Source organism: Fibrobacter sp. (assembly GCA_024398965.1).
Lineage (GTDB): Bacteria > Fibrobacterota > Fibrobacteria > Fibrobacterales > Fibrobacteraceae > Fibrobacter.
The window spans coordinates 94,010-117,151 of sequence record JAKSIF010000001.1 but is presented as its reverse complement, the minus strand read 5'-3'; the positions used below and the strand labels follow the sequence as shown (position 1 = coordinate 117,151).

Annotated in this window: 18 protein-coding genes; 10 read left to right on the top strand and 8 right to left on the bottom strand. The window is 47.2% G+C overall.

The annotated features are described in order from the left end of the window. Positions 1-20: 20 nt before the first annotated feature. Positions 21-2,486 (bottom strand): N-6 DNA methylase, encoded by a 2,466-nt coding sequence (locus tag MJZ26_00465; protein ID MCQ2104239.1) that lies wholly within the window; start codon positions 2,484-2,486, stop codon positions 21-23. A gap of 383 nt (positions 2,487-2,869) precedes the next feature. On the opposite strand from MJZ26_00465, the gene MJZ26_00460 reads away from it, so the two are divergent. Continuing rightward, positions 2,870-3,055 (top strand): hypothetical protein, encoded by a 186-nt coding sequence (locus tag MJZ26_00460; GenBank protein ID MCQ2104238.1) that lies wholly within the window; start codon positions 2,870-2,872, stop codon positions 3,053-3,055. Here the strand turns inward: MJZ26_00460 and MJZ26_00455 are convergent. The 5 genes from MJZ26_00455 to MJZ26_00435 all read right to left on the bottom strand — a co-directional run bounded on the left by MJZ26_00455 (position 3,052) and on the right by MJZ26_00435 (position 8,082). After that, positions 3,052-3,744, bottom strand: a complete 693-nt coding sequence (locus MJZ26_00455) for a hypothetical protein (protein MCQ2104237.1) — start codon at positions 3,742-3,744, stop codon at positions 3,052-3,054. The two genes, MJZ26_00460 and MJZ26_00455, sit on opposite strands and share 4 nt — an antisense overlap. Positions 3,745-3,809: 65 nt before the next feature. After that, complete coding sequence (locus tag MJZ26_00450; GenBank protein ID MCQ2104236.1) at positions 3,810-4,862, bottom strand: hypothetical protein; 1,053 nt, start codon at positions 4,860-4,862, stop codon at positions 3,810-3,812. An 18-nt stretch (positions 4,863-4,880) separates the two neighbouring features. Next, positions 4,881-6,197 (bottom strand): hypothetical protein, encoded by a 1,317-nt coding sequence (locus MJZ26_00445; protein ID MCQ2104235.1) that lies wholly within the window; start codon positions 6,195-6,197, stop codon positions 4,881-4,883. Between the two features lie 4 nt (positions 6,198-6,201). After that, a complete protein-coding gene (locus MJZ26_00440) occupies positions 6,202-7,074 on the bottom strand; it encodes a TIGR02147 family protein (GenBank protein MCQ2104234.1) in 873 nt (290 codons plus the stop codon). Between the two features lie 105 nt (positions 7,075-7,179). Further along, complete coding sequence (locus tag MJZ26_00435) at positions 7,180-8,082, bottom strand: hypothetical protein (GenBank protein ID MCQ2104233.1); 903 nt, start codon at positions 8,080-8,082, stop codon at positions 7,180-7,182. A 221-nt stretch (positions 8,083-8,303) separates the two neighbouring features. On the opposite strand from MJZ26_00435, the gene MJZ26_00430 reads away from it, so the two are divergent. Both MJZ26_00430 and MJZ26_00425 read left to right on the top strand, forming a co-directional pair. Beyond that, positions 8,304-9,968, top strand: coding sequence for a diguanylate cyclase (locus MJZ26_00430; GenBank protein MCQ2104232.1), 1,665 nt, complete (start codon positions 8,304-8,306; stop codon positions 9,966-9,968). Between the two features lie 8 nt (positions 9,969-9,976). Beyond that, the gene (locus MJZ26_00425; GenBank protein ID MCQ2104231.1) at positions 9,977-10,807 is read left to right on the top strand and encodes an alpha/beta hydrolase; all 831 of its coding nucleotides are present in this window, start codon (positions 9,977-9,979) and stop codon (positions 10,805-10,807) included. Between the two features lie 67 nt (positions 10,808-10,874). On the opposite strand, the gene MJZ26_00420 is transcribed toward MJZ26_00425, so the two are convergent. Continuing rightward, complete coding sequence (locus MJZ26_00420; GenBank protein ID MCQ2104230.1) at positions 10,875-13,022, bottom strand: carbohydrate-binding domain-containing protein; 2,148 nt, start codon at positions 13,020-13,022, stop codon at positions 10,875-10,877. Positions 13,023-13,191: 169 nt separating this feature from the next. Then, complete coding sequence (locus MJZ26_00415) at positions 13,192-14,889, bottom strand: alpha-glucosidase (GenBank protein MCQ2104229.1); 1,698 nt, start codon at positions 14,887-14,889, stop codon at positions 13,192-13,194. 156 nt (positions 14,890-15,045) lie between these two features. Between MJZ26_00415 and MJZ26_00410 the strand changes: the two genes are divergently transcribed. The 7 genes from MJZ26_00410 to MJZ26_00380 all read left to right on the top strand — a co-directional run bounded on the left by MJZ26_00410 (position 15,046) and on the right by MJZ26_00380 (position 23,020). Beyond that, complete coding sequence (locus MJZ26_00410; GenBank protein ID MCQ2104228.1) at positions 15,046-16,149, top strand: VWA domain-containing protein; 1,104 nt, start codon at positions 15,046-15,048, stop codon at positions 16,147-16,149. Beyond that, a complete protein-coding gene (locus MJZ26_00405; GenBank protein MCQ2104227.1) occupies positions 16,149-17,171 on the top strand; it encodes a VWA domain-containing protein in 1,023 nt (340 codons plus the stop codon). Before MJZ26_00410 ends, MJZ26_00405 begins: the two co-directional genes overlap by 1 nt. 165 nt (positions 17,172-17,336) lie before the next feature. Beyond that, entirely contained in the window at positions 17,337-18,020 is a 684-nt protein-coding gene (locus MJZ26_00400; GenBank protein ID MCQ2104226.1) for a DUF4956 domain-containing protein, read from the top strand. An 11-nt stretch (positions 18,021-18,031) separates the two neighbouring features. Beyond that, the gene (locus MJZ26_00395; protein MCQ2104225.1) at positions 18,032-19,096 is read left to right on the top strand and encodes an HlyD family efflux transporter periplasmic adaptor subunit; all 1,065 of its coding nucleotides are present in this window, start codon (positions 18,032-18,034) and stop codon (positions 19,094-19,096) included. 42 nt (positions 19,097-19,138) lie between these two features. After that, a complete protein-coding gene (locus MJZ26_00390) occupies positions 19,139-20,521 on the top strand; it encodes a hypothetical protein (GenBank protein MCQ2104224.1) in 1,383 nt (460 codons plus the stop codon). A gap of 1 nt (position 20,522) precedes the next feature. Continuing rightward, entirely contained in the window at positions 20,523-21,353 is an 831-nt protein-coding gene (locus tag MJZ26_00385) for a polyphosphate polymerase domain-containing protein (protein ID MCQ2104223.1), read from the top strand. Between the two features lie 32 nt (positions 21,354-21,385). Beyond that, positions 21,386-23,020 carry a lamin tail domain-containing protein gene (locus tag MJZ26_00380; protein ID MCQ2104222.1) on the top strand — a complete coding sequence of 545 codons (1,635 nt, stop codon included), beginning with the start codon at positions 21,386-21,388 and terminating at the stop codon, positions 23,018-23,020. The last annotated feature ends 122 nt before the right edge of the window (positions 23,021-23,142 follow it).

The following is a 23,142-nucleotide window of genomic DNA, read 5'->3' as shown; positions in this document are numbered from 1 at the left end:
GGTGTTTTTGCCTCAAAAAATTATTCCTTGAAGGAAAGGTAGTCCTGGTATTTTCTTAGCATAAGGTTCTTGATGTATTGTTCCATGTATTCGTAATCGGGATTGCCTTTGGAATCGATTGGGAGCAAAATTTTTGTTCGCTTCAAACGTCCTAATGTAGCTCCATTTCCTCCCCAATTAAATTTCCCCATTTGATAAAGTATGGCTTGAATTAGAAATAAAGCGTTGTATTTGTTTAGACGGTTGTTTCTTAAAATCTGAATATTTTGACCGGTAAAGAAGTTATAGGGTTGGTAAAATACGGTCTGCGTATCCAGTCCGATACTGATGCAGTTCCCTAAATCCATTTGATACTTCTCTTTTTGATGAGGTGAAATGAAAGCCTTTATTCCGTTATTGCTATCGCAACGAGATATGTAGGGAATGGGACCGACTCCTGGAATCAACTTATTTCCATCTATACCACTTGATGTCGCTTTGAGATCGAAAATGTCATTTTTCTCGGAAAGCCAAAAATCTCGCCATTCTTTTTCTTTGATTTTGGGTGTGTTTTTATAGCAAAGATCGTGTAATTGCGTATTTTCTGTTTTTTCAAACAAGTATTTTCTCCCTTGCATGATCATTGAAAATTCAAATGACAGGTAATCATTGACGATTTTTTCAAAGTCCGTTTCTGAAGGGATTTCTTCATTGAAGTAGTAGAAACTGTGGAGCCATTCATCTTCGGCTTTTATTGTTGATTTTACACAGAATTTATTTTCCGCATCAATACGATTGAACCAAACATCTAGTAAATGCTGTTTTTTGTCTTTGGCACAATCTGTTTCTAGAAGACCAACGTGTGGCGAGACTTTGTAGCCGTCATCTTCAAAGTTGATGAATTTGCAAAGTTTGTCACTTGGATGCTTTTCTCCGGCAGTAAAGATTGCTATGCAAGGAATCACGCCGACTCCATAAAAGGTGTCCTTTTGTAGCATGATTACGCCTTCTAAGGTATGCTTCATCAAAATACTTTGTTTTATGGCAAGTTCTTCCTTACTTTTTCCTGTCATAGAACTTTGAGGGACAATTACGGCGCAACGAGCTCCTTCTACAAGAGAATCTAAAAGATGCTCGGTGAAAGCTATTTCATACAAGTCGGGTGCTTGCTTAGATCCTTGGCTATAAGGAGGATTCATCATTGCAACGGTTGCGCGGATGTTCTTCTGTAATTCTTTAGGATTTTGCAAAAGAAAATCTTCACATTGAAGGTTGCTTTTTCCATCTCCACGAAGAATCATGTTTGTTGTCGCGATAGTGAACATGTCAGAACGAATTTCTATGCCGTACAATTGGTTCTTTCGAATTTCGTTCTTTTCGCTTTCTTTGCTAGTTTGAGATAACATGCGGTGAAGAGCCGCGACCAGGAAACCAGCTGTTCCACAGCAAGAATCAAAAACTCTGTCGCTGTTTTTAACATCAAGTAAATCGCAAAATAATTCAGTTATGTGACTAGGAGTCAAAACGATACCAAGGGTTTGACCGCTTCCTCCAGAATAATGCATAAATTCGCCATAAAATCGTCCAAGAAAATCTTCTGATGTCTTGCTGTATTTTATGGATCTATACAACTTTTCGTCGAGAAATTTTGCAAAGAACTTTAGAGGGGTTTCTCCAAGATTCTTGTTGACTTCATTCAGCTTGGTACTATCTTTGATAATACTGAATTGCGAAAGAATTTTATCAATCTTGGTGACTGGAGATAGGTTTGCTCTGTTGAAACTGTCTTTAATGGCTTCGTAGATTTTTTGTCCATCCGTTTTGGATGTATCACCGTTTAGTGAATCTATGCTGAAGTTTTTCTTATCACGTTCGCGTAAGGCAAGGAGAATTCCAGAAACAATCAAAGGCTTTTCTTCGTCTTTCATATTTCCGTAATTACGGAGGTGTTCATGAAGTTCCTTCGCATCATCTAGAATGTCTTTAAGTTCTTTTTCGCTGTCCGTTTTTTCCTTAAGAACATCGCGATGGTAATACTCATCGATATTTTCTTCGTTAAAGGAAATAAAGGACTCGACATCGTCCAAATAGAAAACATTGCATCGATCATCTAGAAAAATGGGAGTGATTCGGTGTTTCTTTTCTGAACCAGAGACGCCGATTGCAAAGACCTTTTTGTAGGTTGTATTTTGAATCAAGTGTCTTCCATAAAAGAACGCTCCGTTCATGGCGTATTTTTGAACGTTCTTTGGTTCCATTGAATATAGGTTGTCGTCATCCCTTAATTCGTGATCATGTAAAGAGGCTTTATCTTCAATGACAATTAAAAAATCTTTGACAACACCAACGTATTCAGGATATCCTTTTTTGCCGTTGCCTTTTTTTGAAGCTGTTTTTAAAGCATCATCGAGTTCTTTAATAGAGCTGCCCTGAGCGTCAAGGTTTATTGTTGCTTCTTTTAATAGGTCGCGTACCCAAAAATCCGTATTGATTTCTTGCTTTGCCATTGTGTTACCCATCCAAATAAAAGTGTTTTCATTTCCACTCAAATTCAAAAAGGACTTCGGCTTTGCCAAACAAAAAAGGCGTGGAACCGAATGCACTTATCTGTCCTGAGGGCTACCACACCCTTGCACAAAATAAGCACGAACGGCCCACGCCCCAAATGGGACGTGAGCATTCGCCTTATTCTCAAGTGCATTAGAAAGTGGTAGTTTCAGGACAGAGAATAAGAGCAAAAACTCTATAAAACCGGTCGTTCAGCCTCGCTTTCGCAAGGCCGAACTATGTCATACTAAATATAAAAAAGCGTTTTGCGAAACGAATGATATTTTCGATATTTGTTTGTATTTACTTAAAAATTTTGCATATTGTGGTAAGAAGGTTTTGTATGCTGTGTATTCTGCCTGTATCTGATTTGCGAAATTATAACGAGGACCTTCAGAATGTTTCTGAGGAGTCTCCTGTGTTGGCCGCCGAGCATAAGTTGCAAAAATCGCTGGAAGAGGGAGAGCAATCTGCAAAGGAATCCGGCTGGCTGTCGGCAGCAGACGTGCGAACAAAGTATGAGGTTTAGACGGTACCAAAGATTGAGACGAACACGCAGCCCATCAGTAGCACGGAACATACCACAAAAACAAGTACTGTAGTGATACCTAGAATTTTCCACTTGAGGGGAAAATCTTTTTGGTATACGCCCAAGGCCACGTAGGGAATAAAGCTCAACAACACTGGCATGATGTAGCGGAAATCGTTGCTGCAGGCATAGGGATATTTGTAACGCAGGTAGCCCAATGCAGCAAAGAACAGAACTCCTTGAATAAAAAGAATCCAATGGTAAACATCCAGTTTCGTTTTCCACCATCCGCGAATCGCAAATACGAGCAAGCCCAGGAAAGACGCGCTAATCAAGGACGCCAAAGTTTTGCCGAATGCGGTTTCAACAAGTTTGAATTCTCCAAACAAGGACGATTTTAAGGCGTAATTGAGAAAATATTCTCGTCCCAGACCGTCGGCCCATGCGCTGGTATAAGGTTCCGTCAGGAAAGACTTCAAATCAAAATAAAGAAAATTTCCGGCGTCGTTTCCTACTTTTAAACCAGAATGCAAACTATTTGCGTTAGAAACTAGGTCTCCTTCGCCCATTATTTTTTCGAAGGTCAATCCAACAAAGATTAGAAGTAATAAAATCCAGCTTGTGATTTCTGGTTTGGCTGGTGTGATTTTTTCTGGCGAACGATTTTTGAAATAGCCAGCAACAGCCATCAGTATTACAAGTGCCAAAGAGATAAAGCCTGTTGATTTCGTCCAGATTGCAAGAGCCGCGCAAACTACGGCAAAAAAAGAAATGAACCCTTCCCACGCTTAATGTAATTGAAGCCCGAAAGCAGACAAAGAACATGCAGCGCATAAAACATCTGGTCATTCCCGATTCTTGGAGCGACTAAAAGTAAGGTTGGCCACACCGTCCAAAGGGTTGCGGCAACCGTCAAGCATTTACCATCCACAAGATTCTTTAATAGGGCAAGACCACAAATCAATACGAGAATTGAAAGCGCCAAACTAAATAGCTGAACGCCAGCACTTGATGCAAATCCTAGCAAGTTACTTGCAACAAGTGACGGAACTGCCACCGTGTAATAAATAGGTGGGTGGTAACAAGTCCAACATTCATCCGCCGCAGGAATCGCAAGGTTATCCGCAATATACTGAATGTACGCCAAATGACCTTCCACATCATTTGCAAATTGAGTGTAGGGCAGAGCGCTGAACATGGCAAATCGCAGGAACACTCCGAACACGATGCAAAACTGTAAAAATGAATGCCACTTGCGGCGTTTGCATAAGGATGCAAACGTCAATCCCACAAGGATTGCAATCACGATTTCTAAGGCGTTCGTAAAGCCGATTCCCCTGGGGAAAATATTGATTCCGCCGGAACCTCCGCCATTTTTCAGGGAAAGTTCATAAGTCGTTCTAGGGCCAAGGCGATGGGGCGCGGTAACGGAATCTGCTAGCACAAATCCCTTGCTGTAGTTGCATCTGCCAGAATAATTAGACAGGGGAATGTCCGCTCCGTTGACCGTTAGCGATTCTGCGCAATCATCGGGGATGATGTTCAGATCATAGCGAAGATTCAGCGGATTTGAGATGACAAAGCTAACGCGAAAATTTTCACCCCGATTCATTTTTCTGGAAATCGGCAGCGATGTCTTTTCGTCGTTTTCTCCTTGGTGAAGAATCACGCTCTCCACACGGATTTGCCCGTATTGCAAAAATGCGAAACACGCGATGATGCCGACGATGCAACGAAATTCAAAATTTCTAGTGGGCATACGTGAGTAACGTGCTAGTTGCGCTAGCACTCCTTTTGTTTCAACCATAATGTTGTCGTTTAGTTTTTACAGCAGAGAAGACTTAAACCATTCTCCGTATGAAATGGCATTTGTGCTCGGACTGTAACAGCCTTCTTCGCATTTCCAAATTTCACTTGATAAGGGCTTGCGAATACTCTCCGGTTCGGTAGCCCCTATGCTACCGTCACAATCTTCAACAAGGAAATACACCGGGAAAATGGTGTTATAGCGCACGCATTCTCCTCCAGGAATTACACTGGTAAATTCTAGGGTTTCTTCAGAGATACTGGTCAACACATGTCCCATTGGCTGGCCTCCATCATCAACCATGGTCATATAGTACCGGCAACTTTCCTTATTTTTTGCGGGATGTTCCTTCATGATTTTGGCGGTCATCGGAAAACAGACGGAAATGTCATCTTGATTTATCTGGAACAGAGGCGCTTTTAGCACCATGTCCGTGGGAGAGATTCCTGTTTTTGCGTAGGCGTAATCCATGCAAGCCATTGAGGCCGTTCCGTTGTAGGCAACTACGCGATCGTCAAAGGAAAGTTGTTCTGCATTCGGAACATATTGTAGAACGTAGTTTTCAAGAGTACGAGTGCTGTCAATGGATGTTTTCTGGTTGTTGGTTGTACCGCAGTTTTCACAAGTTTCGGGAGCGTCAATCTCTTCAAGGGAGTTAACTCCGTTAGACTCACTGGAACTGCTAAGCGTTTCGTAATGCCCGTAAGAAGCATTCATGTCGTAGCAACTTTGACTTAGGACATCGCCAAGATACTTCAATGATTTTCCATTGATTTCTGTGAAATTCGTTGTCACGAGGCAGGCGTATTCGAAGTCGGTTCCCTCAACAATCAGCGTGTCCACAAGAATTGTTCCTCCCGCAGCAACACAGCCGCCCTGTACCAGCTCCGTAAACGAGGCTAAATGGTCTTTCAAGTTTTTACCACGGAATACGGTGGCAATTGTGTCTCCCATGATCTTTGTGGCGCCTTCAAAGATTTGATTGTCCGAAGAACAGCCGCCAGAAGCTCCATTCTCAGCCTCGTAAGTTGAAATAGATGCGTAACCATAGTCAATTTTATCGGAGGACTCCGATGTAAATTTTATGATGCGAGCTACGTAAGAAATCCTGTAATCTGCAGGTACAATAATGGATGCCGCTGAACTTGATGACTTGTTTTCAGTAGGGGTAAGAGTATCCCTATCCGTTATCGCAGGACTGGACGGAATGTTTTCCTCATTATCTGTATAAGCATTCTGATCTTCAATAGAACCGCCAGCAACCTTGTCTGATTCGGAACATGCAAACAAGAATAAAATCAGTGAACAGAATAAAACAACTTTATTGAATTTCATTTTTTCATTCCTTACTTGCTGTATCAGGTTCGTCTAATTGGATTTTTTCAGTTAGCGGAAATAGTTGCAGATTTAATCTGTAAACGCGATTGCCGCCTTTCTTAGCTGTCGCTATGGAAATGATTCTCTTTCGGCAGACGTCAAGTTCCTCTACGATCTTGGCGTAGTCTTCTTCGTCAATTCCGATGGTGACGCCAGAAAAATTTCTTTCGTCTATGGAATATTTTTCGATGGCTTCACCTGCAAAGTTTGCCATTTCCTTGTGCATGGCGCGAACCTGCGTAGGTATGGCCGCCACAGATGCCTGAAGTGAACGGTCCTCTAACTCATAGACATCGCTTGCAGTTCTTCTAAGAAATTTGGCGCGAGTTAGAAATGCTAGTGCATTGCGGACTTCTTCTGCAGAGAATGCTCCGCCGCATGCCTTTGACAAATCCGAAGGTTTTGCACCGGGCATCATGGGCGCTAATTCCCGGAGTACGGGATATTTCCAGGATTCATAAAACGAAATAGACTCGCCTTCCAGTACTCGGACCTTGTGGGAACTTACAATGTTGATCATCTCGGCGTAGGCGTCTTCTTTTTCTGCATCTTTCTTGGCTTGGGCAAATCTGACCAGCTGTAGAAAGTAATCATATTCAGCGCCAACAAGTCCCATAGCCGTTGCAACGCGTTTTGCGCCCGGATTGGACAGTCCACTTTTGCCATCGCAAACAACTTTCAGATAATTTGGTGATGAAAAACTGCAAATTTTTGCAAATTCTCGCCAGGAAAAAGCGGAAGTCTTTTTCTTCCACTGGTAATAATCGCTCATGAAGAGGCGGTAGTCTTCGTATTCAAATACAGATTTTATCACAACCAAAATATAAACTTCCACGTAATAATCGTGGAGAACTTTGCCGTGCGAAAATTCTGTTTTTTTACCGACTTGTATTATAAAGTGTATAGTATAATGACTCGAAGTGAAATTTTTGCTGCTATGCTAGAACAAGTCCAGCGTGCTGTCCAGATAGATTTCCTCGCGGACGTTCAGCTGGTATTCCGGCTTGGTCATGTAGTAAAGTAGAAATTCCAGGATGAGGGCGCTGCCTAGGCTGCGTCCTTCAATTTTGAACTGGGAAAAACCTGCAGGCGCGTAAATGTTCTGGATGTCATCAATCCCGATGAAACCTGGGTTTTTCATGGCGTCGGAAAAGCGGTAGCCTTTCTTTGCGCCTGGCGATTTGCAGATGTGATCCTTGCAATCTTCGCCCAAGTTTTTGCGGCTCACGTTCTCGTAACAAATTTTGCGGTCTTGGCAGCCGAACCAGCAACATTCATTGCAGAGAAATTCCACTTTCTGTTTTTGCGCGCCGGTGAGCGAGGCGAACCTATCTAATTCCTTGTTTAGTCTGAAATCCGGAACTACATAGCGGAATTCATCGCGGTCCAATTCTGCCACAAGTTGCGCGAACTCGGTCAGAACTTTCGTTGTGGACGAGACGAAATAGAACCCTGGATATTTTGACTTTAAATAATTTAGCAGCAAGTCGGAATGAACGATGATTCCGTTTTGCGCGCCGTCGCAAATCGCGCCACCTTCAAACATTTTGCAAAGTTCATTGCACCGTGCATCCGAAAGATGTTCTTCCCTTAACAGGGAATTGCTAAAAGTCAGCCTTGCAGAAATTCCATATTCCTTTAAAAGTTTTGCCACCCGCTCCGCAGGCTCGTCGCCAAAGCCAACGCGGCCTCCGCCCCAGATACAGTCGGCAGGTGCGCCGTAAATGGATCCAATTTCGCACCAGTCGTAAAACCACTCCCGATGTTCACGGAATAGCGGCAGAAACGCCTTGTACAAATCGTAGAATTCGAATAGTCCTGGTAGGTGGTAGAAAACTTTCATTTTAATCAAGTCCTTGTCCATAAAATAGAACAAAAAAGCCGTGAAAAAGCCATTCCTCGGATGCTTTGGTGTGTGTGGACGTGGCAAAGAGAATCTTTTTGTTATTTTTAAAAAAAGGAGTTCAGTCAGGTTTAGTGAAACAAGTTCAGTTCACATATGAAAATCCCAAGCAGTTGGGGTCAAGACTTCGAAATATTGATCAGTTCCGAGGGAACCGACCTTTGAAGTTGTTGTTCCAGATTTTCTCGGAACAGAATGACTTTGAACTACTGAACTCCATTTGCAATGCTGTTGTTAAATGTTTCCCCGATGCGATTTGCGTTGGAGGGTCCTGTAACGGCGGTATTGTAAACGGATCTTTTTCGGGCGGGGCCATAACTATTGCCTGCACCGTATTTGAACAGGAATCCACTCATCTTGAGGTACTCCAGTATGTGATGAACGAGGAGTCTGCAAAGCCTGTTGCAGAGGACCTGGTTCGTGAGGTTGAAAAGCGCCCCTGGGTTAGCGCTGTGGGTGTACTTTTGGCATCAAAGATTACCTGTTTTACCAATTTCTGCGCTGGATTTGAAACCCTTAGGAAGGATGTCCAGGTTTTTGGTGGCGTGGCTGGACAAGCTGGCGAAGAGACTCCGGCTTTTGTCTTTTCCAACCTGTGCGGTTACTCGGATGAGTCTGTCGTGTTTGTCCTTTTTGGCGGTGATGATCTGCATGTGGAAACGACAAAGATTTCTGGTTGGAAACCTCTGGGCAAAACGTTTACGGTGACGAAAGCCATGGATAATGTTTTGTGGGAACTGGATGGCCGCCCCGCTTTCGAAGCGTACTCCAAGTACCTGAATATCCAGAACGACTATTATTTTTACAACAACACCCTGGAATTCCCGTTGTTCTGCCATGACAACGGAGAAAATCTGCTCCGGTCTCCGCTGGCTTGTTCCGAGGAAGGTGCACTTCTTTTGTCTTCCAATGTGGAAAACGGTTCGTCGACGAGAATTGCCTACGGTGATCCCCAGTCCATTATGGAAAGTGTAAAGGCAGGCTCGATTCGCTTGTCCAAGTTCTGCCCGGATGTAATTCTAATGAGCTCCAGCCTTGCCCGAAAGACTTTCTGGGGTGAGCAGGAGGTAAGCAAGGAAACGCTTCCTTTCAATACCTTGGCTCCTACATTCGGTTTTGTGGCGACGGGAGAATTTCTTCGCTCAAGAGGAGCTCTGTATTTCCATAATGCGACGATAGTCGTTGCGGCAATGCGTGAAGGAGAAGTGGATCCGGCCAGGATCAAGACTGCGGTTGTGAACGATGGCTACCGGGCTGGCCGAGTGTCTGTGATTAGCCGCCTTGCAAACTTTACCAACGTTTCGTCTGCGGAATTGATGGAAATGTACAACAAGATGACCAAGAATTCCATAACGGATGCCTTGACCGGGTTGTACAATCGTGGTGAAATCCAGAGGCGTATTGCAGAAAGATTTGCAGAATATCCCAACGAGAAAATGTCTCTTGTGATGATCGATATCGACAACTTCAAGTCGGTTAACGATACCTTTGGCCATAAGGAAGGCGACAACGTGATTATGGGTCTGTCTAAGCAGATCCAGATGGCCACCTTTGAGACGGCTCCCGACGCAGATGCCGGCCGCTGGGGCGGTGAAGAGTTTATGATAATGCTTCCTGACATGGGAATCAAGGAAGCCGTAGAGTTTGCCGAAGCTGTACGTACTGGCTTTGCTCAGGTCGATTTCCCTGCCGTTGGAAAGAAGACAATCAGCCTTGGCGCCACTGAACTGCACAAGGGAGACTCTAGCGATTCTATCTGCGTTCGAGTTGATGATGCCTTGTACCAAGCTAAGCGTACAGGCAAGAACAAGGTTGTTGTTCTTTAGAGGGCTTTATGTCGGATTCTTTAGTACAGTCCGTTTTTTTCGGGGATTCCTGTTCCAATGGCGAATTGCAGGAAATGGAGTACGCTCGTTTTGGCAATGGCTCCAAGATTTTTGTGATTATTCCTGGATTAAGTCTTCGAAGCACTATGGCCTCGGCTTCTTCTGTAGAAACGGCTTACAGGGCTTTTAAGGAAAATTATACGGTTTATCTTTTTGACCGTCGCAAGAATATCCCTGACCCGTATTCTGTTGCAGACATGGCTAGGGATACTGCTGCGGCTATGAAGGCTCTTGGCCTTGAGCATGTAGATATGCTGGGTACATCCCAGGGTGGCATGATTGCACAGCATATTGCCATAGAACATCCGGAATTGATTGACCATCTGGTCCTTGCATCCAGTTCCTCCAAGGCGGAACCCCTTCAGCTGGAGGTTATCGGGAACTGGGCTTGCCTTGCCCGTGATGGCAAGGCCGATGAACTTGTTGCAGATTTTATCGACAACGCGTTTTCGGAGGCTTTTGTTCAGCGGTATCGTCGAGCTCTCTTGATGATGTATAAGAACTTGACGTCGGAAGAGGTTTTGCGTTTTGCCATTACTGCAGAAGCCTGTGCAGGAATTGATACCTACGATAAGTTGGACCAGATAAAGTGCCCGACGCTTGTTCTAGGAGCAGGTGCTGATTATGTAGTGGGTTACGAAGCCAGCGTAAAGATTGCTGAAAAACTGAAGGCTGCAAGAACCCCTTGTGAATTCTATACCTACGAGGGTTATGGCCACGCCGTATTTGACGAGGCCAAGGATTATAAGGATCGAATTCTACAATTCTTTAGGTCGTAATTCTTTTTGAATTAAAAAATGGCCGCGATTGCTCGCGACCATTTTTTGGTTGTGTGGATTTGGAAACTTAGTTGTAGTAGATAGTGTTGCCACTGGGCAGGGTAACGCTCTTTGCATAGCTGTTGACGTTACTTACGGTAGACACCTGGCTTGTGCCCTGGGCGTAGCTGCCCGAGAACGTGGGCTTGAAGGCAATGTTGGAATTGCCGTAGTAGCTGTTGGTGTTAAAGCTCAAGGTGTAGTTAGTTCCTGCCTCGGATTTCTGACGGCCGCTAAAGCCTAGGAGGGTCTTGCTAGTGATGGTTGCGGTTCCGTCGGAATCAAAGGATCCGCCCATACCGCCGCTAATCTGGCATTCCACCACCACAACGCCTCCGCTGATGGTGAGTTCGCCGTTGCTGTCCATGCCGTCGGTGTCGCCGGAACCAGTCTTGACATAATGAACGCCACCGGTTACAGTGAGGAAGCCGCTGGAACTTCCCATGCCTCCGAAACCGCCGCCGAATCCGCCGGGACGGCCGCCCCAGTTGTTGCCGCCAGTCTGGGTGTTGTTGCCGGATGCGTCATTGCCGCCAGCTGCATTCCAACCGTCGTCGGTTGCATAGACATCGGTGATGCCGCCGTTTGCCTTGATGTACCATGCTTCAAGCCCTTCGTAGGATTCCTTCACATGGATAGTTCCGTCATTGATGTACAGGGTGGAATCTGCATGAACGCCGTCGTTACCCTTGGCGCTGATGGTTGTCTTTCCGCCGTTGAAGTAGACGTTTAGATTGCTGTGGACGCCGTCATCGCCGGAGGTTACATTGATTTCGCCGCCGTTCACGTAGACCCGGTTTTCAGAAACCAGGCCCTTTCCGGTGGAATTGATGGTGATGGAAGGAATGCTGACACTGTCGGAAATCATCACGTAGTTGAAAGCTTGAATGCCGTCGTCACCAGCTTTGGTAATCTTGATGGTACCACCCTTGATGTTTACGATGCCCTTGCCTTCGGTAATGGTGGTATCGCTACCATTGATAGTGCATTCGTCACTCTTGATGCCATCGCCGTTTGTTGCTGCGATGGTGATAATGCCTTTTTCAATATCGACGGTTCCCTTGCCCTTGATGCCGTTGTTGACCGCGCTAACATTCAAAATGGTTTCGCCACGGAAACGCAGGTCGTTGCTGCTTTGAATGCCGTTGTTGAAGTTTCCGTTAACGGTGAGGGAACCTTCGCCCTTGATTGTCAGGTCGTCCTTGGAATAGATGGCTGCTGCGGTGGTGTCTGTCTTCTGAACGCCATTGCTGTTGTTGTAGGTAAAAGACTTTGTACGGGTCTTGCCATCGCTTAAGGTGTTGACGGTTTCCTTCTTGGCTACAACGAAGGTCTTGCTTGCCATCTGAACGTAGATGGGAGCGTCTGCCGTATTCTCCAGCGTTAGGCCGCGGAGATTCAGGTAGACGCCGGAATCAGCCTTGGGGGAGTAGACTCGAATCTGTGCGTCTGCGCCGGAGTAACTTCCGCTGAAATCGTAATCGCCGGCGCAGGAAATGACAACCTCGCCTCCGTTAATGGTGACGCATCCGTTGTCGTTTTGAACGCTGGCGCCTGCAGCGGTGTAGGCGATGGCGGGCGTGTTCCCGTTGGATGCCGATTCATAACTGCTGGAGGATTCCCCAATGGAACTGCTGGAAACCGCAGTTTCGGGATTGTCGGAAATGATTGGATTTTCAGGATCGATCGGCGTTTCTTGAGTGGCGGGGTTTTCCTGGTCAACGCTTCCTGTAGAAGATTCCGGGACTTGAGAGCTGCTGCTAGCAGGCTTGATGATTTCCTGTACGCATTCGCTGGCGTCATTCACCACGGTCCCGTCTGTGCAGGTGATTGTCGTCGGACATTCGCTAGAATCCAAAACCTTTTGACCGTTTTCGCAAATATAGGTTGTTGTTACGGTTGAGTCTGCGACGCCGTTTTGGCAAAGAGATTCGCTTGGAACCAGTGTGCCGTCTACGCATGAATACATAATCTGTGTCTCTTCCTGTACAACGCCGTTGCTGACGATTGCGCATTCCGCAATGTCGCTTACAATGCTTCCGTCGGTGCAAATAACCTGTTCTGGGAATTCGTTCTCGCTAACGCTTGGAACGGAGGGGGCGCTGCTACTGTCGCTGCATGCTGCCAAGGCTGCAAGGGAGCCCAATGCAATAGCCTTTAAGTACATTTTTTTCATGTTAACGTCCTTTTTTGTTTACCCAAAAATCACCTCAGGCATAATTTAAAGAAATCTTGGTCTAAACACAAGTTTTTGGGTGTTTCAAAAAGCAAAGACGTGTAAAGGTGTGTAAAAAGTATTTTTGTAAGAAGTCTTTGGTGAAATTAGCGAAATTGCAATGGAATCGCTAATTTAGGATTAAAGCTTCCAGTGGTCTTATCTGACTTTTACACATCTTTTGACGGTTTTCCGAATTTGAAAAGCCGTCATAATTGGAAACTAAAATATTTTTTTCGCCTAGTTCGGCAAGCTCTTTGTCGCTTAAAACAACCGGTTCTTCTGACAGGTTTATAACGACTGTAATGTTGTGGCCTCTACGATAGGCCATGAGCTGTTTATGGCCTTCTAGAATAGCTTCGAAGGCTCCTTCAAGCAGGTCGGTACTGTTGCTGCGGAACTTGATCAGATTGCGGAACCAGTTTAAGGTGGAGTCTGGGGCGTTTTCTTCTGCCGCTACGTTTATCTGTGTGTAGTTTTCGTTGAGGTGAATCCATGGCTTGCCTGCGGTAAACCCGGCATTATTGCTGGAATCCCACTGCATTGGCGTGCGGGAATTGTCGCGACTGAAACGGTTGACGAAACCCATAGCTTCCTCGGGAGTGTGTCCTTCGGCAATGGCGAATTTGTACTGGGCCTTGGAATTGACTTCGTCGTATTTGTCTATGGAATTCCACTTGACGTTGGTCATGCCGATTTCCTGGCCTTGATAGATGAAGGGCGTTCCTCTCAGGGTAAAGAGAAGTGCTGCCATTGCCTTGGCTGCCAGCTTGTTTGTTTCTGGATTTTCTGCTACTGCGGGGCTGAAAAAGTTATGGACGCAACGGGGCTTGTCGTGATTCTCGAAGAATGCTGGATACCATCCGTTGTTTGCTATAGCTCGCTGGCTTGCGATGAGGGCGCGCTTGAAATCGCTGATGCCATAAGGGGAGGGCTTGCACCAGAGTTCAACATCATGAAGGTGACCGAATTCAAATAACATGTCGAAAACGCCTTTTTCTCCGACCCAGAACTTGAGATCTTCTGGCCCAACGCCGTTTGCTTCGGCTACGGTAAAGACGTCCTTTCCCTCGGTGACATTGACCTTGAACTCCTGCAGGAAATCAAGTATTCCCGAGGTGTTGACTGTCATGGTATGGACGCTCACCATCCCGTCGCTTGCGTCGGGCTTTCCGCTCTTGAAGTCCGCCGGTTTCTTGATGTAGGGAATGGCGTCGATCCTAAAACCGCCAACTCCTTTATTTATCCAGAAATTTGCAATGTCGTAAAGAGCCTTACGGACTTCCGGGTTTTCCCAGTTCAAATCCGGCTGCTGTGTGGCGAAGGTGTGCATGTAGTATTGCTCACGTTCTTTGCACCATTCCCATACGGAACTGCCAAAGATTCCTCGCCAGTTGTTAGGGACTTCTCGTCCACTTGCGCCTTCGATGGCGTCACGCCATATATACCAGTCGCTCTTAGGATTGTTTTGGCTCTTTCTGGATTCCAGGAACCATTGGCATTGATCCGAAGTGTGGTTGAATACCAGGTCCATTACGATTCTAATATTTCGCTTGGCAGCTTCGGCAATAAGGTTGTCCATGTCGTCCATGGTGCCGTAAAGGGGATTGATCTTGTAAAAGTCGGAAACGTCATAGCCGTTGTCGACCATGGGGGAGGCGTATACCGGAGTAAGCCACAGGGCTCCAACACTTAGGGACTGTAGGTGGTCCAATCGACGGATGATGCCCTTGATGTCTCCGAAACCATCTCCGTTGCTGTCTTGAAAACTGCTGGGGTAGATTTCATAGGCGATAGTTCTTTTCCACCAGTCTTTGCAAGAATTCATTGAAAATCCTCGATATTCCGTGTCCGTATTTTACAGTTATGTGCCATAAAATAATAAACTGGGCCGAATTCCCTTGAACGGGGTTGTGGTTGACGGATTGGCTTTTTTGTATATTCTTTGGGTACTGATAGATTTTTGTGCTATTTTGGAGATTTTATGGATATTGGATCGATACACTTTCAGAATCCGGAGGCCTTTTGGCTTTTGGTTTTGGTTCCGGTTCTGATTGCCTCCTACATTTACCGTAATCGCCGTCGTAAAAGTACCATTAAGTTTCCTGCTCTTTCCATTGCCAAGAAGGCTGCCCCCAGTAACCGAGTCCGTTTTCGCCATATTGTGCCGGCCCTGCGACTGGCTGCCCTTTGCTGTTTCGTTTTCGCCCTAGCCCGCCCCCAGAATGCCATGGAAGTGGAATACACCTCTACCGATGGGGTGGATATCATGCTGACCTTGGACGTTTCTGGTTCCATGGGTACCTTGGATATGCTTACACGCGCCGAACAGGCAAAACTCGGTGTGATGAATGCAGAACGCATTCTGAAATCTGGTGACTACTGGAAATACAGCCGAATGGGTTACGCCCAGGAAGTCATTGCCGAGTTCATCCAGAAGCGCCATAGCGACCGTATTGGTCTTTCCGCCTTTGGTTCCAGGGCGATGACCCAGTGCCCCCTGACCTTGGATTATGGCTCCCTGCTTGAAATCCTTGCGGCCAGCGATGACCTGGCTAAGGATTCCGTTATTGCTGGCCGTACCGCCATTGGTGATGGTTTGATGAATGCCCTTGCACGTTTGCAAAAGTCCGAAGCCAAGTCCAAGGTGGTTGTGCTGCTGACGGATGGCCGCGACAACGCAAGCCTTGTTCCGCCTATGCGTGCGGCCGAAGTGGCTCAGTCCCTTGGTGTCAAGGTCTACACCATCGGTGTGGGTAAGAAGAAAGGCAAGATTCTATCCTTCCAACAGAATCCCTGGACTGGCGAAATCAGCTGGGGTGAACGTGAAATCACTCCGGAAGAAGGAATTGACGAAAATGTGTTGAAGGGCGTTGCCCTTAAGACTGGCGGTCGATTCTATCGTGCCGAAAACAAGGAAGAACTGGAACGAATCTATTCCGAGATTGATGAACTGGAAAAGACCGAAATCGAAACCATTGCCTACGCCCGCTATGCAGAAAAGTTCTACCCTTGGCTGCTGGCAGGTGCTCTGCTGATTTTGCTTGAACTGTTGCTGGCTAACACCCGCTTTGTGAGGATTCCGTAATGCGCTTTGCTGAACCGAGTTTTCTGTGGGGCCTGCTGACGCTTCCGCTTTTCGCCCTGCTTTTTGTCTACGCGTTTCATCGCCGTAAGAAGCTGGCCGCACGCTTTGTCTCCTTGACCATGCTGCCAAAGCTTTCAACCTCGGTGTCTCCTTGGCGTCGACTGGCTAAGGTGTTGATACTGCTTTTGGCCATCGCCTTCTTGTTTGTTGCCCTTGCCCGCCCTCAGTGGGGCCGCAAGATGGAACATATCGAGCGTAAGGGGCTGGACCTCGTTCTTCTTCAGGACATATCCCTTTCCATGTTGGCCGAGGATGTTAAGCCGAACCGTCTTACCCGCAGCCGTCACGAAATTTCCGCCTTCCTGGAATCTCTTTCCGGTGACCGCGTAGGGCTGGTCGCTTTCTCCGGCGAAGCTCAGGTCATGGTGCCGCTGACTCTTGATTACGGCACTGTCCAGATGATGCTGAAGGAACTTACTCCGGGCTGGCTCATGCCGGGCACCAACCTTGAAAATGCCATCCGTAAGGGAATGTCCATGTATCGCGGGAACTCCGCCCAGTATGCGGTCATGATCCTCATGAGCGATGGCGAAGAACTTGAGGCTGCCGCAGTGAACGCCGCCAAGGAAGCGGCCGAAATGGGAATCCGTATTTATACCATCGGTATTGGCTCTCGCGAAGGCGTGCCTATTCCTGTGCCGGGCCGTAATGGTGAAGTCGCCTACAAGAAGGACGTGCAAGGGAATATCGTCACGACCCGCCTTGAAGACGGAACCCTTCAAGAAATTGCCAGCGTGACCGGCGGTCTGTATTTTTACGCAAGCCCTGGCGAGTTCCAGTTGCAGAAGGTCTTGACTGAAATTGCAACATTGGAAAAGAAGGAACAGGCGAGCGATCGTATGGAAAATTACCAGGATCGTTACCAGATTTTCCTTGGCCTTGCCGCCTTGTTGTTCCTGCTTGAAGCCTTGATTTCCGAGAGGGGACGCCGCCGTAAACAGGTGGCAGGTCGGTTTAGTTAACAAAAATTTGCGGGTAGATTGGTTAAAAATATTTTATATTACCCGTGGTTGTGATGTGATTGGTTTCATATGCACCTTATTTTTACAATAATGCAACCTAACTAGGTTTGTTATTAAAGTAAATTGTAGGTGTAAAGTTGTATTTGTAAACCAAATGGAGTCACTATGCTCGACCTACTCGCGGTCCAATCTGGTACAGCCAATGCTTCCCTGATTACGCTGGCTTATACCTTAATTCTCGCCTTTATCCTTTCCTCTGTGATTGCATGGACCTACGAGAAGACCTTCCTCGGACTTTCCTATTCCCGTAACTTTGTCCAGGGTATCGTGCTGAGTTCTGTGGTTGCCGCCATGGTGATGTCTGCCATCGGTGATAACGTGGGCCGTGGCCTCGGTATGATGGGCGCACTTTCCGTGGTTCGTTTCCGTACCAGCTTCAAGGATCCCCGCGACATCATGTTCATCTTCGCCTCCCTGGGCGCAGGTATCGGTTGCGGTGTTTATGCATGGGGTGCTGCTGCCGGCGGTACCATCGCCTTCTGTATCGTTGCATTCCTTCTTTCTCGTACGGGCCTTGGCACCAAGCACTTCTTTGACGGCATGCTTCGTTTTGCTCTTCCCAATGAATCTGCTCCCCGACAGGCTATTGAAGATGTCCTGAGAAAGAGCCTTAAGACTTATATCTTGATTACCATGCGCGAAGTGGATGGCGGTGCCCGCGTTGATGTGGCCTACCAGGTCCGTCTTCGTGCAAGCAAGCCTGCTGCAGAAATCCTGGAAGAACTTTCCAAGATTGAAGGCATCTCCGACGTTCAGTTCATGATGCAAGACGCAACCACCGAGATGTAAGGGAGTTTAAGATGAATAAGATTGAAGAAGCTCTTGACGCATTCTGGAACAAGCACAAGACAAACCCGGGTGTTGCTCACGTCTATAAGCATAAGCTTTCTCTTGCCTGGGTGCTTGGCATTGTTGTCATAATCATTCTTGGTATTGTCTATCAAGGTAAGGTGTCCATGTTCCAAGGTGTGGCCGAAGCTGCTGAAACGACTATCAGCTTGCCCAGCCCCACCGAAGTGGTCAAGGTCCATGTGATGCCTGGCCAGTCTATCGAAGCTGGCGATACCATCGTGGAACTGAACCGCCCCGACCTGACCATGCGCATTACGGAACTCACTCGTGAACTGGATGCCCTTGAAGGTCGCAGCAACCTGTCTACCGCTGAAATCGACCAGAAGGTTGCCGAAGTCAAGGCCGACCTCGCCACAAGAAGCCTTACCCTCAAGTCTGAAATCCGTAACCTCGAAACGGAATACCAGAAGAATAAGGAAATCGCAGCCAAGCTGAAGAGCCTCAAGAATTCCAATGCGGAATCCGACGGTAACGATGCTATGGCAATGCGCATCAAGAGCCTCAAGAACGAATTGGCCGTTCTCCAGTCCAACGCAAATGAGCAGATCAAGCTTTTGAGAAGCAGCGGCCGCCTGCAGAAGACTACCGGCAAGACCGAAGCAGAAAACTTGAAGAAGGAACTTGCCGAACTCCAGAAGCAGCAGGAAGAATTGATCCAGATTGCTAAGGAAAGTTGGGTTGTTGGTTCCGTCAATGCTCGCGATGGTGAAAAGCTTTCCAGCTTTGCTCCTGTCGTAACCCTTACTCACAGGTCTCCGACCCTGATCCGTGGCTACATTCACGAACGCATGTACCAGCACATGGACCTGGGCGAAACAGTCAAGGTTCATTCCCTTGGTGGAAATGGCAAGGCTGTTAAGGGCAAGGTCATTGGTCTTTCCAGCCGCATCGTGGAATTCCCCACCCGTATGTGGAAGATGCCCGAAATGCCGATTCACGGTCGCGAAGTCATTATCCAGATCTCCGAAGACAATCCCTTCCTCCTGGGTGAAATGGTTTCCATTTCTGAGTAATGCACGTCTTTGAAAACAGAACATTTTAGTTTGGTATTTTGAATGATGAATAAGTTTGGGTTGATTTCTCTCGCCTTGTCTGCTTCCGCCTTTGCCGCTCCCCTTACTTGGGAGTCTCTGCTGAAGTCTGTTGATGACGACCCCCGTTACCAGGCCGCACAAAAGCGCGCCGAGATGACTTCTACCGAAAGGAATACCAAACTCTGGGACAAGCTGGAGTTCCGCTACAAGCTGGATGGTTTCAGCTTTGCAAGCCACGATTTTGAACTGCGTGTCACTCCCAAGTCCTTTGGTGAAGGCGCTGCCGACAAGGAACACTGGGATGCCCAGGTTGCCTACCAGAAGGCTCACTTGGTTGCAGACCGTGCCGTCCTCCTCTATGACCGTTATGAACGTGCGATTCATTATTTGAACCGTCGTCGTATTGCTTCCATGAACAAGGAACTCTACCAGGTCAATTCTGACCGTATTGAAGTTCTCCACATGAAGGCCGGTTCTCCGACTTTTAATCCCCAGGATCTCATGACCTCCCTGGAAAAGGAATCTTCCCTCAGGGCCGACATCATGAATGACAGCACCTCCTTGTTGAATGCTGAGAACAAGATGAGGATCTGGGTTCCGGACTTTAACGAGGTGGATCTTGACACTACGTGGCTTCCCTCCATGGAAGAAATTGAAGCACAGCTGTCAAATGGCTTGACTGTAGATGAGTCTTTCCCGGCAATTGCTATGGCTGCGGGCAAGATGAAGTCTGAAAAGTCCAAGGCTAAGCAGGACGCTTCCAAGGATCGAGACTACATCTCCCACGTTGGTATTGGCTATTCCTTGAAGGTGGAATCTTTGATGGAAAAGTATAAGGACCTGGATGCATACGACGTTTATGGCACCGGTTCCTATAGTGACTATAGATCGGATTTCGAAAAGGAAACCGGTTGTACCTCTCAATTGGGTTGTACCTCAACAGCAAGAATTCTTGTTCCCGAAACTGATAATCGAAAGACCTCTGACAAGTTCTTTGCAAACGTGGCTTTCCGTCTGCCTTTCTTCGACAGCAATAAGGACTCTGATCTTAGAGATCAGGTTGCGGAGTTGGACGCCGAAGGCGAATACATGGAAAAGGTTCGCGATGTGAACCAGAAGGTTGCCCGCTTGGTGGAAGATATCAATGCGCTTATCGCCCAGTGGAAGGTTCAGAAGGAATTTGTAGAAAAGGTTAACGCCGGTTCCATTTTTGAGCAGTTCGCCAAGGATGCTGGCTCCGATCCCTTGCTGCTTCTGCGTGCTCGTGAAAGCGCTCTGGAAAGCGACATGAAGGCTATCAAGCTGGAAAATGAAATTTATAGCGGTTACCTGACCTTGCTGGAATACGCCGGTGTTCTTGGCCAGGAAGGTGTACAGAACCATCTGCAGAAGGGCTTGAAGTAGCATGGCAGAAGCCCGCGGTTTCAGTCTTCTCGAACGTTTCGAGCTAAAGTACCACATCCCTGTGGAATGGGCCGACAAGATCGGCGCCTTCATTGCGCCCTATTGCGAAGAAGACTATTACTCCAAGATTACCCCGGGTGGTTTCTACTGGATTACCAACCTGTATCTGGATTCTCCTAGCTGGACTTTCCTCGGCTGGAAAAAGAAGCAGCTGCTGGACCGCTTCAACATGCGCATCCGCACCTACGGGGAACACCCTGCACAGGATGGAACTTTCCATTTTGAGGTGAAGCGCAAGATCAAGAACATCTGCTACAAGAGCCGTGCAACCATCAAGGGAATTTGCCCTGGCGATGTGTGGCATATGAAGCCGGAGGAATGGCCCTGCAAGTCTGACAAGGACCGCAAGTATCTCAAGGATTTCCTGTACAAGACTGAATTGCATAATGCTCATCCTCGTCTTTTGACACAGTACAAGCGTCGTGCCTGGTTTGGCCTTCGTGAGGAGTATTCTCGCGTTACCATTGATACGGGCATGCGATTCCGTGAAGAAAATGGCTTTGACTACACGGTGGACCCCCACTACATGCATTCCACCGGCCTGCCGAGATTTTTCCTGCCGGGTTGCGATGCTGTGCTTGAACTGAAGTGCCCCTGCCTGCAGGTTCCCTATTGGATGATCGACCTGATCCGTTTCTTGAACTTGAAACAGGGTGGTTTCTCGAAATTTGGCAATGCTGCTGCGGAATGGTCCAGGGTATACGAACATCCTAAGGGATTTAAGACCCCCTATTGGACCAAACTGGGACCCACATTGGAAGAAAATTTGTAATATAGAGTAAAAGCTCTAAAAGGATGTCTCCTATGGATATCAAAAAGATTCTCTTGACTGGCGCAAGCGCCGCCCTTCTCTCCGTGATGGGCGCATGCTCCGATGATAGCTCTTCTCCGGTAACTCCTCCGGATGACAACGTTCCTGTCACACCAGGGAATAACTCCTCTGATTCTGGCTCTGCCCAGAATCCTGGTTCTAGTTCTTCCAATAAGCCTTCCAATGACGTCTTGGTTTCAAGTTCGTCTCTGTCCGATACGGACGAACCGCAGATGGCTTGTTCTGAAATCATGTACAACGCTCCCGATGGTTCCGCCTTGGAATGGGTGGAAGTATATATTGCCGGTGGTTCTGACATGGACAACATGCAGAACTTCCAGCTGCACCTGAGCGGTGATGTAGATTTCTCTTTCCCGGCAGAACCCTTGAAGAAGGGTGAGTACATTGTTGTCGCTAACGACCTGGCTTTGTTCAATGCTGCCTATCCCAACTTTGCTGGCCGTGTCTTTGGCGGCATGACGGGTAAGATGATCAATGAGGGTGGCGTTGTAAATGTGAAGGTTCGCGGCGAAGGCGACGTGACTTGTGCATTCAGCAGTGAACCTCCTTGGCCGAGCCTTGCTGATGGAAAGGGCAGAACCCTGGTGTATACTGGTGGCATTGCTGCTCAGTCTGTTTCCTGGTGTGCTAGTGCCGCAGCTGGCGGAAACCCTGGTGTTGGCAATGATGCTTGTGTTGATGTCGTTAACACGGTTCGAATCAATGAAGTGATGCCTTGGTCCATTGGAAAAACTGCATGGATGGAACTTTACAACTCTGGTTCCGAAGCTGTTGATGTAACGGGTTGGACCGTCTTTGTGAAGATGACTGGAAAAACATTGACAATTAAGTCTGGTGTTGTTCCTGCCGGCGGTTATCTGGTACTTGATGGTGCTGAAGCCTTTGATTCTGAGCTGATTGTTAGCGAGCAGGGTGGCGAAATCTACCTATATGGTGCTGTTGAAGGTCAGGAATCCAGCATTTGGCTTCCTGCTGGCACTGGTGTCAGCGGTACCGTTGACGTTGCCGACGGCTCCGTTGCACAGGGACCTCTTGTAGAAGCCACTCCGGGTGCTCCGAACTCCGCTCTTAAGCTTGGCTCCGTGTATATCAACGAAATCCACTATCATCCCAATGACAAGGGCGACTTGCCCTTTGAATTCCTGGAACTGGTGAATGCTGGTGAGCAGGACATTAAGTTCTACAATGCAAGTGTTGGCAAGGGCTGGAAGGTCGAAGGCATTGGCTTGGAATTCCCCTCTGAGGCTGTATTCCCGGCTCATTCCATGATTCTTCTTATTCCCGAAACCCTGGAAGATGTCAGCATTCCTGGCTGGGGTCCGGACCTTGTTCGTGCAAGCTACAAGATTCCTGAAAACGTCCAGATTTTCACCTATACTGGTAAGCTGTCTAACCGTGGTGAAACCATTGCTGTCAAGGAACCTTATACAAAGTCTGCCGATGGCAGGTTCTTCTACTCCTGGCATGATGCTACTTTGTATTCTGACGCTTGGGCTGGCCTCACTGAAGCCGACGGCGCAGGATATAGCCTGCAGCGTGTGGATTTGACCACCATGGGTTACGGCCCCTCTGCATGGAAGGCTGCGGAACCTACTCCGGGTAAGTAACTGCAAATCGTATTTTTAAAGAAGGCTCCCTTTGGGGAGCCTTTTTTGTCATAAAAATGCGAATTTTATTACGTAACATTTTTGTAAGCAATTTAGTTAAAAAAAGTAAGTTTTTGTAGGGT

Bases quoted from the DNA above. Each gene is read 5' to 3' on its own strand.
- MJZ26_00385 (MCQ2104223.1), top strand. From the start codon at position 20,523: ATGGCAGAAGCCCGCGGTTTCAGTCTTCTCGAACGTTTCGAGCTAAAG.
- MJZ26_00445 (MCQ2104235.1), bottom strand. From the start codon at position 6,197: ATGAAATTCAATAAAGTTGTTTTATTCTGTTCACTGATTTTATTCTTG.
- MJZ26_00400 (MCQ2104226.1), top strand. From the start codon at position 17,337: ATGCTCGACCTACTCGCGGTCCAATCTGGTACAGCCAATGCTTCCCTG.
- MJZ26_00455 (MCQ2104237.1), bottom strand. From the start codon at position 3,744: ATGGCTGTTGCTGGCTATTTCAAAAATCGTTCGCCAGAAAAAATCACA.
- MJZ26_00425 (MCQ2104231.1), top strand. From the start codon at position 9,977: ATGTCGGATTCTTTAGTACAGTCCGTTTTTTTCGGGGATTCCTGTTCC.
- MJZ26_00415 (MCQ2104229.1), bottom strand. From the start codon at position 14,889: ATGAATTCTTGCAAAGACTGGTGGAAAAGAACTATCGCCTATGAAATC.
- MJZ26_00420 (MCQ2104230.1), bottom strand. From the start codon at position 13,022: ATGAAAAAAATGTACTTAAAGGCTATTGCATTGGGCTCCCTTGCAGCC.
- MJZ26_00380 (MCQ2104222.1), top strand. From the start codon at position 21,386: ATGGATATCAAAAAGATTCTCTTGACTGGCGCAAGCGCCGCCCTTCTC.
- MJZ26_00390 (MCQ2104224.1), top strand. From the start codon at position 19,139: ATGATGAATAAGTTTGGGTTGATTTCTCTCGCCTTGTCTGCTTCCGCC.
- MJZ26_00465 (MCQ2104239.1), bottom strand. From the start codon at position 2,486: ATGGCAAAGCAAGAAATCAATACGGATTTTTGGGTACGCGACCTATTA.
- MJZ26_00410 (MCQ2104228.1), top strand. From the start codon at position 15,046: ATGGATATTGGATCGATACACTTTCAGAATCCGGAGGCCTTTTGGCTT.
- MJZ26_00435 (MCQ2104233.1), bottom strand. From the start codon at position 8,082: ATGAAAGTTTTCTACCACCTACCAGGACTATTCGAATTCTACGATTTG.
- MJZ26_00450 (MCQ2104236.1), bottom strand. From the start codon at position 4,862: ATGGTTGAAACAAAAGGAGTGCTAGCGCAACTAGCACGTTACTCACGT.
- MJZ26_00405 (MCQ2104227.1), top strand. From the start codon at position 16,149: ATGCGCTTTGCTGAACCGAGTTTTCTGTGGGGCCTGCTGACGCTTCCG.
- MJZ26_00395 (MCQ2104225.1), top strand. From the start codon at position 18,032: ATGAATAAGATTGAAGAAGCTCTTGACGCATTCTGGAACAAGCACAAG.
- MJZ26_00460 (MCQ2104238.1), top strand. From the start codon at position 2,870: ATGCTGTGTATTCTGCCTGTATCTGATTTGCGAAATTATAACGAGGAC.